This window comes from Enterobacter sp. SGAir0187 (genome assembly GCF_002952735.2).
GTDB lineage: Bacteria > Pseudomonadota > Gammaproteobacteria > Enterobacterales > Enterobacteriaceae > Enterobacter > Enterobacter quasiroggenkampii.
Genome location: NZ_CP025034.2, coordinates 3,576,307 through 3,591,029, shown reverse-complemented (window position 1 = coordinate 3,591,029; position 14,723 = coordinate 3,576,307). Strand labels below are relative to the sequence as shown.

The following is a 14,723-nucleotide window of genomic DNA, read 5'->3' as shown; positions in this document are numbered from 1 at the left end:
ATCCTATTTGAAAAACGCGATATTACGCTGAGGTTTGCTATGTCTATTCTGGTTAAAAATAACATTCATTGGGTGGGTCAACGTGACTGGGAAGTGCGCGATTTCCACGGGACGGAATATAAAACGCTGCGCGGCAGCAGCTACAACAGCTATCTCATCCGCGAAGGAAAAAACGTGCTGATCGATACCGTCGATCACAAGTTCAGCCGCGAGTTCGTGCAGAACCTGCGCGGTGAAATCGACCTGAACGCCATCGACTACATCATCATCAACCATGCGGAGGAGGATCATGCCGGTGCCCTGACCGAGCTGATGTCGTATATTCCGGACACGCCGATCTACTGCACCACCAACGCCATCGACTCGATCAACGGTCATCACCACCATCCGGAGTGGAACTTCCACACCGTGAAAACGGGCGACGCGCTGGATATCGGCAACGGCAAACAGCTGATCTTCGTGGAAACCCCGATGCTGCACTGGCCGGACAGCATGATGACCTACATGACCGGCGACGCGGTGCTGTTCAGCAACGACGCCTTCGGCCAGCACTACTGCGACGAGCGTCTGTTCAACGACGAAGTGGACCAGACCGAGCTGTTCGAGCAGTGTCAGCGCTACTATGCCAACATCCTGACGCCGTTCAGCCGCCTGGTGACGCCTAAAATCACCGAGATCCTCGGCTTTAACCTGCCGGTGGAGATGATTGCCACCTCTCACGGCGTGGTGTGGCGTGAAAATCCCACCCAGATCGTGGAGCTGTACCTGAAATGGGCGGCGGATTATCAGGAAGACCGCATCACGATCTTCTACGACACCATGTCCAACAACACCCGCATGATGGCGGACGCCATTGCCCAGGGCATCAACGAAGTGGATCCGAATGTAGCGGTGAAAATCTTCAACATAGCGCGCAGTGATAAAAACGAGATCCTCACCAACGTCTTCCGCTCAAAAGGGGTGCTGGTGGGTACGTCCACCATGAATAACGTAATGATGCCGAAGATTGCCGGTCTGGTCGAAGAGATGACCGGCCTGCGTTTTCGCAACAAGCGCGCCAGCGCCTTTGGCTCCCACGGCTGGAGCGGCGGCGCGGTAGACCGTCTCTCCACCCGCTTACAGGATGCGGGCTTTGAGATGTCCATGAGCCTGAAAGCGAAATGGCGGCCGGATATCGACGCCCTGGAAATCTGCCGCCAGCACGGCCGCGACATTGCCCGTCAGTGGGCGATCGCACCGCTGCCGGAAACCGCCCCCGCCGCGGCGGTTGCGCCGGAAGCCGAAGCAAAAGCTGCCGCTGCCGACCTCGGTCCATGCATGCAGTGCAGCGTTTGCCAGTGGATTTACGACCCGGAACGGGGCGAGCCGCTGCAGGATGTCGCCCCGGGCACGCCGTGGCGCGAGGTGCCGGACAGCTTCCTCTGCCCGGAATGTTCCCTCGGCAAAGACGTCTTTGATGAACTGGCAACGGAGGCAAAATGAACCACGGCATCGTCATTATCGGCTCGGGCTTTGCCGCCCGCCAGCTGGTGAAAAATATCCGCAAACAGGATGCTCACGTGCCATTGACGCTGATCGCCGCCGACAGCATGGACGAGTACAACAAGCCTGATTTAAGCCACGTCATTAGCCAGAACCAGCGCGCCGACGATCTCACCCGCCAGACGGCGGGGGCGTTCGCAGAACAGTTTAACCTGCGTCTGTTTCCGTACACCTGGGTCACCGATATCGACGCCGACGCCCGTCTGGTGAAAGCGAAAGATAAAACCTGGCAGTACGACAAGCTGGTGCTGGCCACGGGTGCCTCTGCATTTGTGCCGCCGGTTGAGGGTCGCGAGCTGATGGTCACGCTCAACAGCCAGCAGGCGTATCAGGCCAGCGAAACGGCGCTTCACGACGCCACGCGGGTGATGATTGTCGGCGGCGGGCTGATCGGCACCGAACTGGCGATGGATTTCTGTCGGGCGGGTAAATCCGTCACCCTGGTTGACCACGCGGCCTGCATTCTGTCGGCGCTGATGCCCGCTGAAGTGAGCAGCCGCTTACAGCATCATCTGACCGACATGGGCGTCCATCTGCTGCTGAAATCGCAGCTGCAGAGCCTGAGCAAAACCGGCAGCGGCATACGTGCAACGCTCGACCGCAGCCGCAGCGTGGAAGTGGATGTGGTGATTGCGGCGACAGGGTTGCGCCCGGAAACGGCGCTGGCGCACCGCGCAGGCGCCGAAATTAACCGCGGCGTGAAGGTAGACTGCTACCTGCAAACCACGCAGCCGGACATTTATGCCCTGGGCGACTGCGCGGAAATTAACGGCCAGGTGCTGCCCTTTTTACAGCCGATTCAATTAAGCGCGCTGTCTCTGGCGAAAAACCTGCTCGGCGGCACTACGCCGGTGAAATTACCCGCCATGCTGGTCAAAGTGAAAACGCCGGCATTACCGCTGCATCTTGCTGGTGAAACGCAGCGTCAGGATCTGAACTGGCAGATTGCCCTTTCGCCGCAGGGCATGGTGGCGCGCGGCATCGATGCTGACGGTCAGATGCGCGCCTTTGTCGTCAGTGAAGACAGGATGAAAGAGGCCTTCGCCCTGCTGAAATCGCTCCCTGCTTAATCCTCGTAATGCCGGGTAGCGCTCCGCTTACCCGGCCTAGATGCAGACCCGTGCAAGCGTCGCGCCACCGGGCTGGGTCGTTCAGGAACGTACCACCAGCGCGTCGTAGCCGCGCCAGCGGTAATTCGCCATGGAAATCAGCCAGCAGGCGACAAACAGACCCACGACGACAAACCCGGCGTTGCCCAGATTGTCGTTCACCGTGCCAATCAGATCCCAGAGGCCGCCGCTGAGGGCAAATTTATCCATCAGCAGACCCAGCGCTTCCAGCCCGCCGATAAACAGCGCCACCACCACGGAGGTGCCGGTGATGGTCATGTTGTAGTAGAGCTTGCGCTGCGGCTTGTTAAACGCCCAGCCGTAGGCGCCGACCATCAGCAGGTTGTCGAGGGTATCCACCAGCGCCATGCCGCTGGCGAAGAGTGCCGGGAAGATCATGATTGACCACACCGACATCCCGCTGGACGCGCTGGCGGCAGAGATCCCCAGCACGCCGATCTCGGTGGCCGTATCAAAGCCGAGACCAAACAGGAAGCCAACCAGGTACATCTGCCAGCTTTTATTGACGAGGCGGAAGGTCTTGCCAAACAGCCAGTTCATGACGCCGCCCTGAGCCGGTAGCGTGATGTCGTCCTGCACGGGCCTGCCGTGTTTCAGCGCCTGAAAACTGCGCCAGACGCCGCGCAGGATCACCATATTCACCAGCGCCATCGCCAGCAGGAAGGTCGCGGAAACGGCGGTACCAATCAGGCTGCCGGTTTCGTGGAACCACGCCATGTTCTTCTGAAACGCCGTGGCGGTAGCGGCGATGGCAATGGAGGCCAGCACTACGATGGTGGAGTGGCCCAGCGAGAACCACGCCCCCACGCCGGACGGGCGTTTGCCCTGCTGCATCATCTTACGCGTCACGGTATCTATGGCTGCAATGTGGTCAGCGTCCACCGCATGACGCAGTCCGTAGCACCACGCCAGCAGGCTTGCCGCCATCAACGCCGTGCTGCCGCTAAAGGTGTGCCATGCCCATCCCCAGGCCAGCAGGTTTGCCATTACCAGAGCCAGCAGCAGGAGCGCGGCGCGAGGTTCATTGCGTAACAGTCGTAACATTTTTAGTCCTTTGTAAACATGACCGGGCGGCGGCGATCGCCGCCTGCCCGAAGGAGATCGCTCCGTCACCTGCGGGCAGGCGCGAAGGAAAAAGAAGCGTAAAGTCAGAAAGATAATGACGCAGACGCGCGCACAGCAGACGGTTGTGTAATACCCCGCCGCTGAGACAGATTGTCGACAGCGACAGGCGCCGGGCATGGAGCGCGGCGAGCTCCGCCAGCCCTTTTGCCAGCGCGTCGTGAAACGCCCAGGCGCGCGCGCCGGGCTCCGCCTGCCAGCTCAGCCACTGCTGCCAGAAAAGCGCGAGGTTATCCACTTCCAGCGTCACCGGATGGTCGACACCCGCGCACTGCGATGCCAGTGCTTCCAGCCGACAGGCGGCCTCACCTTCCCAGGATTGGGTTTCGATACCCAGCGCGCAGGCGACTGCATCAAACAGGCGACCACAGGAAGACGCTCGCGGCGCGTTGAGGCCACGCTGGATCGCCCTCGCCAGCAACGGCCAGTTCTGGCGCTGAACCGCATGGGTTTCGGGGTACTGCTGCCAGTCGGGTACAAACGCCAGGCAGTGGGCGAGCAGATTGCGCCACGGCTGCCGCGCCGCCAGATCGCCACCCGGCAGCGCAACGGCAGGCAGCCCCCCCAAATGCGCATAGTCGAGATAGCTGACCCGCAGGCACTCTCCGCCCCACAGCGCGCCGTTTTCCCCCATACCGATCCCGTCCAGCGTCAGGGCGATAACGTCTCCGCCATCGCGCGGCCAGCCGTTTTCGGCCAGGCACGCCGCGGCGTGGGCGTGATGGTGGTGTACCTCGTCAAGGGGCAACGCCTGCGCCTGCGCCCACTGACGAGCGCGGTACCCCGGATGGGCATCGCACACCACGCGCGCCGGCTGAAAGGCGTAAATGTCCTGCATCACCGACAGCGCGGAACGCCACTGCGCTTCCACACCCTCGTCACCGAGATCGCCAAAATGCTGGCTCAGCACCGCCTGATTCCCACGCACCAGGCAGAAGGTGTTTTTCATCTCCGCCCCGGTGCACAGCATGGCGGGGATATTGTCGAACCCGGCAGGCAGCGTGATGGCATCGGGCACAAAACCGCGCGCGCGGCGCAGCATCGCACCGTCCCGATCCATCACCGAATCGTCCATCCGCTGCAGAATATCGCGGTTATGCAGCAGGAAACCGTCCGCGATGCCGCTGAGCTCATCCAGCGCCTGCCGGTTGGTGATGGCAGGTGGTCTGCCGCTGAGGTTGCCGGAGGTCATCACCAGCGGGCGCTGGCAGTCCACCATCAGAAGGTGCTGCAGCGGGTTCGCAGGAAGCATGATGCCCACGGAATCCAGACCGGGTGCGATACCTTCCGGGAACGCGGGCAGCCAGGCTTTTGGCGTGAGCACAATGGGTGCGGCGGGTGAGCGTAGCAGCGTCTGAACCGTCTCCGGCAGGTCATCCGCATGCGGGATCATCACCGCCAGCGGCTTCGCGGGCCGCTGCTTGCGTGACCGAAGCGTCGCAACCGCCTGCGGGTTACGCGCGTCGCAGACGAGGTGAAAGCCCCCCAGCCCTTTGACGGCGACAATACCGCCGCTTTTCAGCATCGCCACCGACGCGCGCAGCGCAGCCTCGCGCTCAGCATTCACGTCGCCCGCACGCCACATAAGCGCTGGCCCGCAGTCCGGGCAGGCGACCGGCTGGGCGTGAAAACGGTGGTCGACAGGATTGCGGTACTCGGCTTCACACGGCCCACAGAGCGGGAACTGCGCCATTGCCGTGGCCGGGCGGTCGTAGGGCATGGCGCGGATAATGGTAAACCGCGGCCCGCAGTGGGTGCAGTTGATAAACGGATAGCGATAACGGCGTTCGCGTGGGTCGCTCATCTCAGCCAGACACGCCGGGCAGGTCGCCGCATCGGGGACAATCTGGGTGTCCATCGTCCCGGCCGCGCTGTGGCGGATGGTAAAGTCCTCCGGCACGCGCGACCAGGTAAACGGCTGCGCTTCCACGCGGTCAATGCGTGCCAGCGGCGGGCAGTCCTGATGCAGCCTCGCGGTAAAGGCCCCCCCATTACCCGCGAGGCGCACCAGCACGCCCTCTCCGTCATTGCAGACGTCACCGGTCAACTGAAGCGCCTGCGCCAGTTGCCAGACGAAGGGACGAAACCCGACGCCCTGCACTTTGCCGCGCACCCGCAGCTGAACGCCGTTACTGCTCATACGGTTCAGAACAGCAGTGATGACGAGGTGTCGAACGCCGCGCGGCGGCGCTTTTCGGCGCTCATCTGCTCAAGCTTGTCGCGATCCACGCAGACCAGCGCGTGTGTCGGGCAGGCTTCCATACAGGCCGGGCCGGCCTCACGGTGGTAGCACAGGTCACATTTGTTGGCTTCGGCTTTCTCCGCGCGCACGCTCAGCCCCATACCGCTGTTGCGCACTACCGGACGGACCACCACCTCCATCGCGCCATACGGACAGGCGACCACGCAGGTTTTGCAGCCAATGCAGCGCTCCTGCATCACGTGCACAAAGCCTTTCTCGCGTTTAATCGCCCCGTTCGGGCAGACGTTCGCGCACGGTGCGTCTTCGCACTGGCGACAGATGGCGGCGGTGGAAATATTCACGCCTTTGATGACGTGGATGCGCGGCAGGAAGGTGTCAGGGGTAAGCGACGCGCAGTCCTGCTCCGCCTGATGGGAAACCACACACGCCACTTCACAGGTACGGCAACCAATACATTTACTGGCATCGGCCATAATAAAACGGTTCATCTGCTTCTCCAGCATTACAGTTATGCGCGGAGATATTCATAAACCGTGCCAATAATTAACTTATTGATTTTATTTGATTTTAAAAATTAAAGCGGTGCCGTCATCGTCACTTATGACGATGACGGCTGTCGACATCAGCGGTGCGGGCCGTCAATAACCGAGTCGCGCAGGACAAGCTCGCCGCAGAAAATTTGCTGATATTTAAATTCACCGCCGTCGAGCATGAAGATCAGGCGGCTGATGGTCTCTTTGATCATTTCCGTTACCGGGATGCGGACGCTGGAGAGCGACGGCACAATGTAAGGCGCGATGGCCACATCGTCGAAACCGATCACCGACACCGCGTCCGGCGTGGCCACGCCGCTGTCGTGCAGCTGCTTCATGGCACCGATGGCCATATCGTCATTGCTCGCCACCAGCGCCGTAAAGCGCTCACCGCGAGCAAGCAGTTCGGACACCGCCGCCGCGCCGCTGGCGGGGTTCCACTTCCCCTGCGCAATCAGCCCCTCGCGCAGCGGAATACCGTGCTGCGCCAGCGCGTCCTTATAGCCGGAGAGACGCTCTACCCCGGTGGGAGAATCCAGCGAGCCGGTGATAAAGGCGATCTCACGATGCCCTTTCGCAATCAGCTGTGACACCGCGTCCTGGCTGGAGGCTTTATGATCGGACCACACGCTGTGGCTGCTGTTTTTCCGCAGGCGGCGGTTGAGCACCATAATCGGCTGCTCGCATTTCTCGACGATCGCATCCATCTCATCCACGCTCAGAAAACGCGGATAGATGATCACCGCGTCGCAGCGCATATCGAGCAGATACTGGATCGCCTCGCGCTCCTCATCGGCGCTGTGCTTGCCGTCCGCGAGGATCAGCTGTCGCCCTTTCTCTTCGGTCATGCGCGCGGCGTGAAACAGCAGTTCGCTAAAGTAGACGCCGTGATAAAGGGTGTTGGTCACTACCAGCCCCAGGGTCTGGGTACGTTTGGTCGCCAGGTTGCGCGCCAGTAAATTTGGGCGATAGCCGCTCTCTTCAATGGCCTGAAACACCCTGTCTTTGGTCTCCTGGCTGACATAGCCATTGCCCGACAGCACCCGGGATACCGTCGCTTTCGAAACGCCTGCCCGCTTCGCCACTTCAAGCATCGTGGTCATGTTGTTATTCCGTCTGAATCTGATGGAACGCAGTGTACTGCACTGCAGAAAAATTGTCGCAGCGGCGACATCACGCTTTGGGTTCCTGCTGGTGATCGGCGTCACGAAATAAAAAAATGGTCAAAAAGCGATCTTGTTTCATTCATAAAAACTCATGATGATTATGTGGAACCGGTTTCCTACATTTCACACAACGATAACAGGATCACATCCGATGGCCAAAAATTACGCTGCGCTGGCGAACGACGTTATCAGCGCGCTGGGCGGCAAAGAGAACATCGTCGCCGTCACCCACTGCATGACGCGACTGCGTTTTGTTCTGAAAGATGAAAGCCTCACCGACGCCGCGCGTCTGAAAAGCATCAGCGGCGTGCTCGGCGTGGTGCGCAACGACAACCAGTGCCAGGTGATTATTGGCAATACCGTCTCTCAGGCGTACCGCGAGGTGGTAAGCCTGCTGCCCGCTGACCTGCAGCCTGCGGTGCCGGAAGGCCCGCAGAAGCTGACGCTGCGCCGCATTGGCGCCGGGATCCTCGACGCGCTGATCGGCACCATGTCCCCGCTGATCCCGGCGATCATCGGCGGCTCAATGGTCAAGCTGCTGGCGATGATCCTTGAGATGACCGGCGTGCTGCCCAAAGGCGCACCGACGCTCACCATTTTGACGGTCATCGGCGACGGCGCGTTCTTCTTCCTGCCGCTGATGGTGGCGGCCTCGGCGGCGGTGAAATTCAAAACCAACATGTCGCTGGCGATAGCCATTGCGGGTGTGCTGGTGCATCCGAGCTTTATCGAGCTGATGGCGAAAGCCGCGCAGGGTGAGCACGTTGAGTTCGCGTTTATCCCGGTGACGGCGGTGAAATACACCTACACCGTCATCCCCGCGCTGGTGATGACCTGGTGCCTGTCGTACATCGAGCGCTGGGTGGATCGCATTACCCCGGCGGTGACGAAAAACTTCCTCAAGCCGATGCTGATCGTGCTGATTGCCGCCCCGCTCGCCATCGTGCTGATTGGACCGCTGGGCATCTGGATCGGTAGTGCGATTTCCGCGCTGGTCTACACCATTCACGGCTATCTGGGCTGGCTCTCCGTGGCCATCATGGGCGCGCTGTGGCCGCTGCTGGTCATGACCGGCATGCACCGCGTGTTTACGCCAACCATCATTCAGACCATTGCCGAGACGGGCAAGGAAGGGATGGTGATGCCGTCGGAAATTGGCGCCAACCTGTCGCTCGGCGGTTCGTCGCTGGCGGTGGCGTGGAAAACCAAAAACCCGGAACTGCGCCAGACGGCGCTGGCGGCGGCGGCCTCCGCCATCATGGCGGGGATCTCTGAACCGGCCCTGTACGGCGTCGCAATACGTCTGAAACGCCCGCTGATTGCCAGCCTGATCAGCGGCTTTATCTGCGGCGCGGTTGCCGGTATCGCGGGTCTTGCCAGCCACTCGATGGCGGCACCGGGGCTGTTTACCAGCGTACAGTTCTTCGACCCGGCGAACCCGATGACCATCGTCTGGGTGTTTGGCGTGATGGGTCTGGCAGTGGTGCTGTCGTTTGTTCTGACTCTGATACTGGGCTTTGAGGATATTCCGGTCGAAGACGACGCTGAAAAAGCGCGCGCCCTGCAGACCGCACCGGTACAGAACAACGCAGCAAAAGCATAAATTGAAAGCGAGGTAAGAATGTCTGTTTTTCCACAAGGATTTTTATGGGGCGGCGCGCTTGCCGCCAACCAGAGTGAAGGCGCTTACCGTGAGGGCGGCAAAGGGCTGACAACGGTCGATATGATCCCCCACGGCGCGAACCGCCTGGCGGTGAAGCTCGGTAAGGAAAAGCGTTTTTCGCTGCGTGACGACGAATTCTACCCGAGCCACGAGGCGATTGATTTTTACCATCGCTATAAAGAGGACATCGCCCTGATGGCGGAGATGGGCTTTACGGTGTTCCGCACCTCGATCGCCTGGAGCCGCCTCTATCCGAACGGCGACGAACCGCTGCCGAACAAAGAGGGCATTGCCTTTTACCGCGCGGTGTTCGAGGAGTGCAAAAAATACAACATCGAGCCGCTGGTGACCCTCTGCCACTTCGACGTGCCGATGCACCTGGTGACGGAGTACGGCTCCTGGCGCAACCGCAAAATGGTGGATTTCTTTGCCCGCTACGCCCGCACCTGCTTCGAGGAGTTTAACGGGCTGGTGAAATACTGGCTGACCTTCAACGAAATCAACATTATGCTGCACAGCCCGTTCTCCGGCGCGGGGCTGGTGTTTGAGGAAGGTGAAAACGAAGACCAGGTGAAATACCAGGCCGCGCACCACGAGCTGGTGGCGAGCGCGCTGGCGACTAAAATCGCTCACGAGGTTAACCCGGAAAACCAGGTCGGCTGCATGCTGGCGGGCGGTAACTTCTACCCCTACTCCTGCAAGCCGGAAGACGTGTGGATGGCGCTGGAGAAAGACCGCGAGAACCTGTTCTTTATCGACGTGCAGGCGCGCGGCGGCTATCCTGCTTATTCTGCCCGCGTGTTCCGCGAGAAAGGCGTCGTGATTGTTAAAGACCCGGGCGATGACGAACTGCTGAAAAATACCGTCGATTTTGTCTCGTTCAGCTATTACGCCTCGCGCTGCGCCTCGGCGGATATGAACGCAAACAACACCAATGCGGCGAACATCGTCAAATCTCTGCGCAACCCGCACATTCAGGTGAGCGAGTGGGGCTGGGGCATTGACCCGCTCGGCCTGCGCATCACCATGAACATGATGTATGACCGCTACCAGAAGCCGCTGTTTCTGGTGGAAAACGGCCTGGGAGCGAAAGATGTCGTTGATGAAAACGGCGAGATCAACGACGACTACCGCATCAGCTATCTGCGCGAGCACATCCGCGCAATGGGCGACGCGATTGAGGACGGCGTGCCGCTGATGGGTTACACCACCTGGGGCTGCATTGACCTTGTCTCGGCCTCAACCGGTGAGATGAGCAAGCGTTACGGGTTTGTGTACGTCGACCGCGACGACGCCGGGAACGGCACGCTGGACCGCAAGCGCAAGAAGTCGTTCTGGTGGTATAAGAAGGTAATTGCGAGTAACGGGGCGGATCTCGAGTAGCCTGTTGCCCTCACCCCAGCCCTCTCCCATGTACGGTCCGGGGACATAGTGAACACTTGTTCGGGGACATGGTAGACACTTACAACTAAGGCATAAGAACCCGTCTATGGAGTCGCTTATGCCCTGGGATGCGAGAGATACCATGTCATTACGTACCGAGTTTGTTTTGTTCGCCTCGCAGGACGGGGCGAACATCCGTTCCCTCTGCCGTCGCTTCGGCATTTCACCTGCCACCGGCTACAAGTGGCTTCGTCGCTGGATGGAGGAAGGTGCCTCCGGCCTTCAGGACCGCCCGCGCATACCGCACCATTCCCCGAACCGCTCATCTGACGACATCACGGCCCTGCTGCGTATGGCCCATGACCGCCATGAACGCTGGGGCGCACGCAAGATTAAGCGCTGGCTTGAAGACCAGGGGCACCGTATCCGCCTTCAGCACCGTTCATAACCTGATGGCCCGTCACGGCCTGCTGCCGGGCACTTCACCGGGCTTTCCCGCCACGGGACGCTTCGAACATGACGCGCCGAACCGGCTCTGGCAGATGGATTTTAAGGGCCACTTTCCCTTTGGCGGTGGCCGCTGTCATCCGCTCACCCTGCTGGACGACCACTCCCGTTTTTCCCTGTGCCTGGCGCACTGTACCGATGAACGGCGAGAGACCGTGCAGCAGCAGCTGGTCAGCGTGTTTGAACGCTACGGCTTGCCGGACAGGATGACAATGGACAACGGCGCCCCGTGGGGCGACACCACCGGCACCTGGACGGCGCTGGAGCTGTGGCTGATGCGCCTGGGTATCCGGGTGGGGCACTCCCGGCCTTATCATCCGCAGACGCAGGGCAAGCTGGAGCGTTTTCACCGCAGCCTGAAGTCGGAAGTGCTGCAGGGAAAATGGTTCGCGAACGAGGGCGAACTGCAGCGCGCCTTCGACCACTGGCGGACGGTCTATAACCTTGAACGCCCGCACGAGGCGCTGGATATGGCGGTACCGGCCTCGCGGTATCAGCCGTCAGCGCGGCAGTACAGCGGCAGCGTAACGCCACCTGAATACGATGAAGGGGTGAAGGTCAGGAAAGTGGATGTCAGCGGAAAACTGAGCATACAGGGTGTCAGTCTGAGCGCAGGCAAGGCGTTCAGGGGAGAACGGGTCGGGCTGAAGGAAATGCAGGAAGACGGCCGCTACGAGGTGTGGTGGTACAGCACAAAAGTGGGGGTGATCGACCTGAAGAAAAAGTCGATCACCATGGGTAAAGGATGTTAAAAAGTGTTCACCATGTCCCCGAACACCTGTCTACCATGTCCCCGGACCGTACACCCACAGGGCTGAGGGATCCCCAGTAATTTTTTTCCTGAAGCGATGAACATTGTTTCAGAGAAATGAATAAGTTACAGCGATGTCCTGGTCCGGCTGTAAATCGCTGAGGCGTTTGCCTTCCGGCCGGGGCGAGGCGCATGGATGCGCCGAGAGGGCGGGCTTTACAGGGACGTTACCTCCGCCCGCCCCCGACAAGCCGGAAGGAATAAGCCGAAGGCACCGCGAAGCGGCGATTTACCGCCGGGAGCCCGGGTCGCCAGGGCGGCGGCGATTGAGCCGCCCTGGCACGTTCACAGGTCATGTCCTTACAGAGTAGCAAGGAGCATAAAGTGAACGGAATGACCACCAGAGCCGTATGTTCCCCCTCACCCCAGCCCTCTCCCTCAAGGGAGAGGGGGTCGTCCGTGCTGGTATTATTTTGTGGGGATTCCTCAGCCCACAGGGAGAGGGAGATGGGTTTGGTAGGCCGGGTAAGGCGAAGCCGCCACCCGGCACTGCTCAGAGCTGAGAAAAACCTCCATCCCCAACCCACCCGGCTAGTCGTGAATACACCACCTCCACCGCCTCCTTCACCGGCGGCGTCATCGGGTAATAAAACCCTACGATGTCCGGCTGAATGCCCAAAAACAGCACCTCGCCCACGTCACCTTTGATCTGATCCACCAGGTAGTTCAGCGGCATATTGTGGGTAGTCATCATAAACATCTCGGCGATGTCGTCCGGGTCAATCAGGCGGATCTCGCCGGGGTTGAGACCCATATCGGTGGCATCGACGATTAACAGCCTGTCCGGATGCAGCTCGCGGATGGCGACCACGTCGTTTTCCGGCGCGCTGCCGCCGTCGATCACCACCCAGCTGCCCTGCGGGTTCGCGGCGCACATCTCCGCCAGCAGCGGACCCGCGCCGTCGTCGCCCATCATGCTGTTGCCGACACACAGTAAAACGTCAGTCACGTAATCTCCTCACCATCAGGTAGATGGCGCTCTCCTGATGAATATCATGCAGCATGCCGAGCAACGTTTTGCTCCACGCCTGCTGCTCCGGGGTTTGTCTGCCGAGCGCCGCGTCAAAGGCGTTGGCGAGCATGGCAATGTGGTTCGCATCGATCACGATCTCGCCGTACTTCGGTACGCCTTCCATTTTGCGCCGCGCCGTACTGCCCTCCTCCAGCGTGGCGATCCACGCCAGATACTCGCACCACGGACAGCTCAGCGCCGCCTCCAGGCAGTCGATCACCCCGAGGTGATGCCCAATCGCCAGGCTGTAATAGACCACCTGCTGCGCCGCATCCGGCGTGGCATCGTTCTCATCAATAAACTTACGGCTCAGCTGGCTGAACACCACCGTTTCACTCATCGGATACGCGCCTCATCGACGATGCTGTTCAGGTTCGCCACAATCTCATTGAGGCGCGGATCGTTTTCCGCCTCCAGCCAGCGTGCGACCTGATGCTCGCCCTGGCTCAGCAGGCGCAGATAGTCGTCGGCAATCTGACGGCCGTAGCGATAGCCCGCCAGCCTGCGCGCCGTGCGATCGACCTTCACCCGCAGCGGCTGCACCATGTCCGGGTGCAGAATGGCCGCAGCCTGGTTGTCGAGTTCGCCCGGCTCGCGGGCGTGGATTTTCTGCTCCAGCAGGCCAAGCGCCATCGCGAAGCCGTACAGCGTGGCGGCGGGCGTCGGCGGACAGCCCGGAATGTAGACGTCCACCGGCACGATTTTGTCGGTGCCGCCCCAGACGCAGTAGAGGTCATGGAAGATGCCGCCGCTGTTGCCGCAGGCGCCGTACGAGATGCAGATTTTCGGATCAGGGGCGGACTGCCAGGCGCGCAGCGCGGGCGAGCGCATGGCGCGGGTGACGGCCCCGGTGAACAGCAGGATGTCCGCATGACGCGGGGACGGCACCACTTTGATGCCGAAGCGCTCGGCGTCAAACAGCGGCGACAGCGTAGCGAAGATCTCAATCTCGCAGCCGTTGCAGCCTCCGCAATCCACGCGGTAGACGTAGGCCGAGCGTTTGATTTTTTTCAGCAGCGACGCCTTCATGCTGGCGATGGATTCGTCCACCGTCATCGGCACCGGAATGCCGTTAGCGTCGCGTGGGCCAAGTAAATTGTCCATCAGCTGGCCTCTCTCATGTGGCGGGTGATATCAATGCGGTCGGACGGCAGCAGGCACTTCTGTCGCTTGCACGCCGGGCAGGTTTCAAAGCTTTCACGGTGATGCTCCGCGCGGGCGTCGCCGTTGTGCTGCAGCAGCGCAATGGCGTAGTCGATCTCTTTCTGTACGGCGAACGGGCGCTGGCAGACGCGGCAGTGGCACAGGTCAAAGCGCGACTGCTGCAGGAAATCCTCTTTCTTCCACACCGCCAGCTCGTACTCCTGCGACAGGCGAATGGCGACCGTCGGGCAGACCTCTTCGCAGCGGCCGCAGAAGATGCAGCGCCCGAGGTTAAACTGCCAGGCCAGCTCGCCGGTTTTGAGATCCGTTTCCACCGTTAAGGCGTTCGACGGACAGGCGTTGACGCAGGCCGCGCAGCCGATGCACTGCTGCGGGTTGTGTTCCGGCTTGCCGCGAAAGTTTTTATCCACCGGCATCGGCTCCAGCGGATAGCGGCTGGTCTGCGTGCCGGTTTTGATCACTTTTTTGATAAAGGTAAACATGACGA

Annotated in this window: 12 protein-coding genes and 1 pseudogene; 5 read left to right on the top strand and 8 right to left on the bottom strand. The window is 60.7% G+C overall.

Annotation, left to right across the window (positions count from 1 at the left end):
* The first annotated feature begins 39 nt into the window (after nucleotides 1-39).
* Nucleotides 40-1,482 carry an anaerobic nitric oxide reductase flavorubredoxin gene (norV, locus tag CWR52_RS17330; RefSeq protein WP_104950244.1) on the top strand — a complete coding sequence of 481 codons (1,443 nt, stop codon included), beginning with the start codon at nucleotides 40-42 and terminating at the stop codon, nucleotides 1,480-1,482.
* A complete protein-coding gene (gene norW / locus CWR52_RS17325) occupies nucleotides 1,479-2,612 on the top strand; it encodes an NADH:flavorubredoxin reductase NorW (protein WP_104950243.1) in 1,134 nt (377 codons plus the stop codon). Before norV ends, norW begins: the two co-directional genes overlap by 4 nt.
* Before the next feature lie 81 nt (nucleotides 2,613-2,693).
* Here norW and CWR52_RS17320 read toward each other — a convergent pair whose 3' ends face one another.
* The 4 genes from CWR52_RS17320 to CWR52_RS17305 all read right to left on the bottom strand — a co-directional run bounded on the left by CWR52_RS17320 (nucleotide 2,694) and on the right by CWR52_RS17305 (nucleotide 7,633).
* Nucleotides 2,694-3,716: a HoxN/HupN/NixA family nickel/cobalt transporter gene (locus tag CWR52_RS17320; RefSeq protein ID WP_045908512.1), complete on the bottom strand. Its 1,023-nt coding sequence runs from the start codon at nucleotides 3,714-3,716 to the stop codon at nucleotides 2,694-2,696.
* A complete protein-coding gene (gene hypF, locus CWR52_RS17315) occupies nucleotides 3,694-5,934 on the bottom strand; it encodes a carbamoyltransferase HypF (RefSeq protein ID WP_104950242.1) in 2,241 nt (746 codons plus the stop codon). Before hypF ends, CWR52_RS17320 begins: the two co-directional genes overlap by 23 nt.
* Before the next feature lie 5 nt (nucleotides 5,935-5,939).
* Nucleotides 5,940-6,485: an electron transport protein HydN gene (hydN, locus tag CWR52_RS17310; RefSeq protein ID WP_008499565.1), complete on the bottom strand. Its 546-nt coding sequence runs from the start codon at nucleotides 6,483-6,485 to the stop codon at nucleotides 5,940-5,942.
* Nucleotides 6,486-6,619: 134 nt separating this feature from the next.
* Nucleotides 6,620-7,633, bottom strand: a complete 1,014-nt coding sequence (locus CWR52_RS17305) for a LacI family DNA-binding transcriptional regulator (RefSeq protein ID WP_104950241.1) — start codon at nucleotides 7,631-7,633, stop codon at nucleotides 6,620-6,622.
* A gap of 214 nt (nucleotides 7,634-7,847) precedes the next feature.
* On the opposite strand from CWR52_RS17305, the gene ascF reads away from it, so the two are divergent.
* The 3 genes and pseudogenes from ascF (at nucleotide 7,848) to CWR52_RS17290 (ending at nucleotide 12,001) form a co-directional block, all read left to right on the top strand.
* Nucleotides 7,848-9,299 carry a PTS cellobiose/arbutin/salicin transporter subunit IIBC gene (ascF, locus tag CWR52_RS17300; protein WP_104950240.1) on the top strand — a complete coding sequence of 484 codons (1,452 nt, stop codon included), beginning with the start codon at nucleotides 7,848-7,850 and terminating at the stop codon, nucleotides 9,297-9,299.
* Between the two features lie 18 nt (nucleotides 9,300-9,317).
* On the top strand, nucleotides 9,318-10,742 hold the full coding sequence (locus CWR52_RS17295) for a 6-phospho-beta-glucosidase (RefSeq protein WP_104950239.1): 1,425 nt from the start codon (nucleotides 9,318-9,320) through the stop codon (nucleotides 10,740-10,742).
* A 118-nt stretch (nucleotides 10,743-10,860) separates the two neighbouring features.
* A pseudogene (locus CWR52_RS17290) lies at nucleotides 10,861-12,001 on the top strand (IS481 family transposase).
* 552 nt (nucleotides 12,002-12,553) lie between these two features.
* Here CWR52_RS17290 and hycI read toward each other — a convergent pair.
* Genes hycI through CWR52_RS17270 form a run of 4 tightly spaced genes read right to left on the bottom strand, consistent with a single transcriptional unit; the run spans nucleotide 12,554 to nucleotide 14,718 of the window.
* The gene (gene hycI / locus CWR52_RS17285; protein WP_104950238.1) at nucleotides 12,554-13,009 is read right to left on the bottom strand and encodes a hydrogenase maturation peptidase HycI; all 456 of its coding nucleotides are present in this window, start codon (nucleotides 13,007-13,009) and stop codon (nucleotides 12,554-12,556) included.
* Nucleotides 13,002-13,412: a formate hydrogenlyase maturation HycH family protein gene (locus tag CWR52_RS17280; protein WP_104950237.1), complete on the bottom strand. Its 411-nt coding sequence runs from the start codon at nucleotides 13,410-13,412 to the stop codon at nucleotides 13,002-13,004. The genes hycI and CWR52_RS17280 overlap by 8 nt, the downstream gene beginning before the upstream one ends.
* The gene (locus CWR52_RS17275) at nucleotides 13,409-14,176 is read right to left on the bottom strand and encodes an NADH-quinone oxidoreductase subunit B family protein (protein WP_104950236.1); all 768 of its coding nucleotides are present in this window, start codon (nucleotides 14,174-14,176) and stop codon (nucleotides 13,409-13,411) included. The genes CWR52_RS17280 and CWR52_RS17275 overlap by 4 nt, the downstream gene beginning before the upstream one ends.
* The gene (locus tag CWR52_RS17270) at nucleotides 14,176-14,718 is read right to left on the bottom strand and encodes a formate hydrogenlyase complex iron-sulfur subunit (protein ID WP_008499573.1); all 543 of its coding nucleotides are present in this window, start codon (nucleotides 14,716-14,718) and stop codon (nucleotides 14,176-14,178) included. Before CWR52_RS17270 ends, CWR52_RS17275 begins: the two co-directional genes overlap by 1 nt.
* Between the last annotated feature and the right edge of the window lie 5 nt (nucleotides 14,719-14,723).

What these genes read in the sequence shown, in the direction of transcription:
- CWR52_RS17275 (WP_104950236.1), bottom strand. Translation starts at nt 14,176, where the DNA reads ATGGACAATTTACTTGGCCCACGCGACGCTAACGGCATTCCGGTGCCG.
- norV (WP_104950244.1), top strand. Translation starts at nt 40, where the DNA reads ATGTCTATTCTGGTTAAAAATAACATTCATTGGGTGGGTCAACGTGAC.
- CWR52_RS17305 (WP_104950241.1), bottom strand. Translation starts at nt 7,633, where the DNA reads ATGACCACGATGCTTGAAGTGGCGAAGCGGGCAGGCGTTTCGAAAGCG.
- CWR52_RS17320 (WP_045908512.1), bottom strand. Translation starts at nt 3,716, where the DNA reads ATGTTACGACTGTTACGCAATGAACCTCGCGCCGCGCTCCTGCTGCTG.
- norW (WP_104950243.1), top strand. Translation starts at nt 1,479, where the DNA reads ATGAACCACGGCATCGTCATTATCGGCTCGGGCTTTGCCGCCCGCCAG.
- CWR52_RS17270 (WP_008499573.1), bottom strand. Translation starts at nt 14,718, where the DNA reads ATGTTTACCTTTATCAAAAAAGTGATCAAAACCGGCACGCAGACCAGC.
- CWR52_RS17295 (WP_104950239.1), top strand. Translation starts at nt 9,318, where the DNA reads ATGTCTGTTTTTCCACAAGGATTTTTATGGGGCGGCGCGCTTGCCGCC.
- ascF (WP_104950240.1), top strand. Translation starts at nt 7,848, where the DNA reads ATGGCCAAAAATTACGCTGCGCTGGCGAACGACGTTATCAGCGCGCTG.
- hypF (WP_104950242.1), bottom strand. Translation starts at nt 5,934, where the DNA reads ATGAGCAGTAACGGCGTTCAGCTGCGGGTGCGCGGCAAAGTGCAGGGC.
- CWR52_RS17280 (WP_104950237.1), bottom strand. Translation starts at nt 13,412, where the DNA reads ATGAGTGAAACGGTGGTGTTCAGCCAGCTGAGCCGTAAGTTTATTGAT.
- hydN (WP_008499565.1), bottom strand. Translation starts at nt 6,485, where the DNA reads ATGAACCGTTTTATTATGGCCGATGCCAGTAAATGTATTGGTTGCCGT.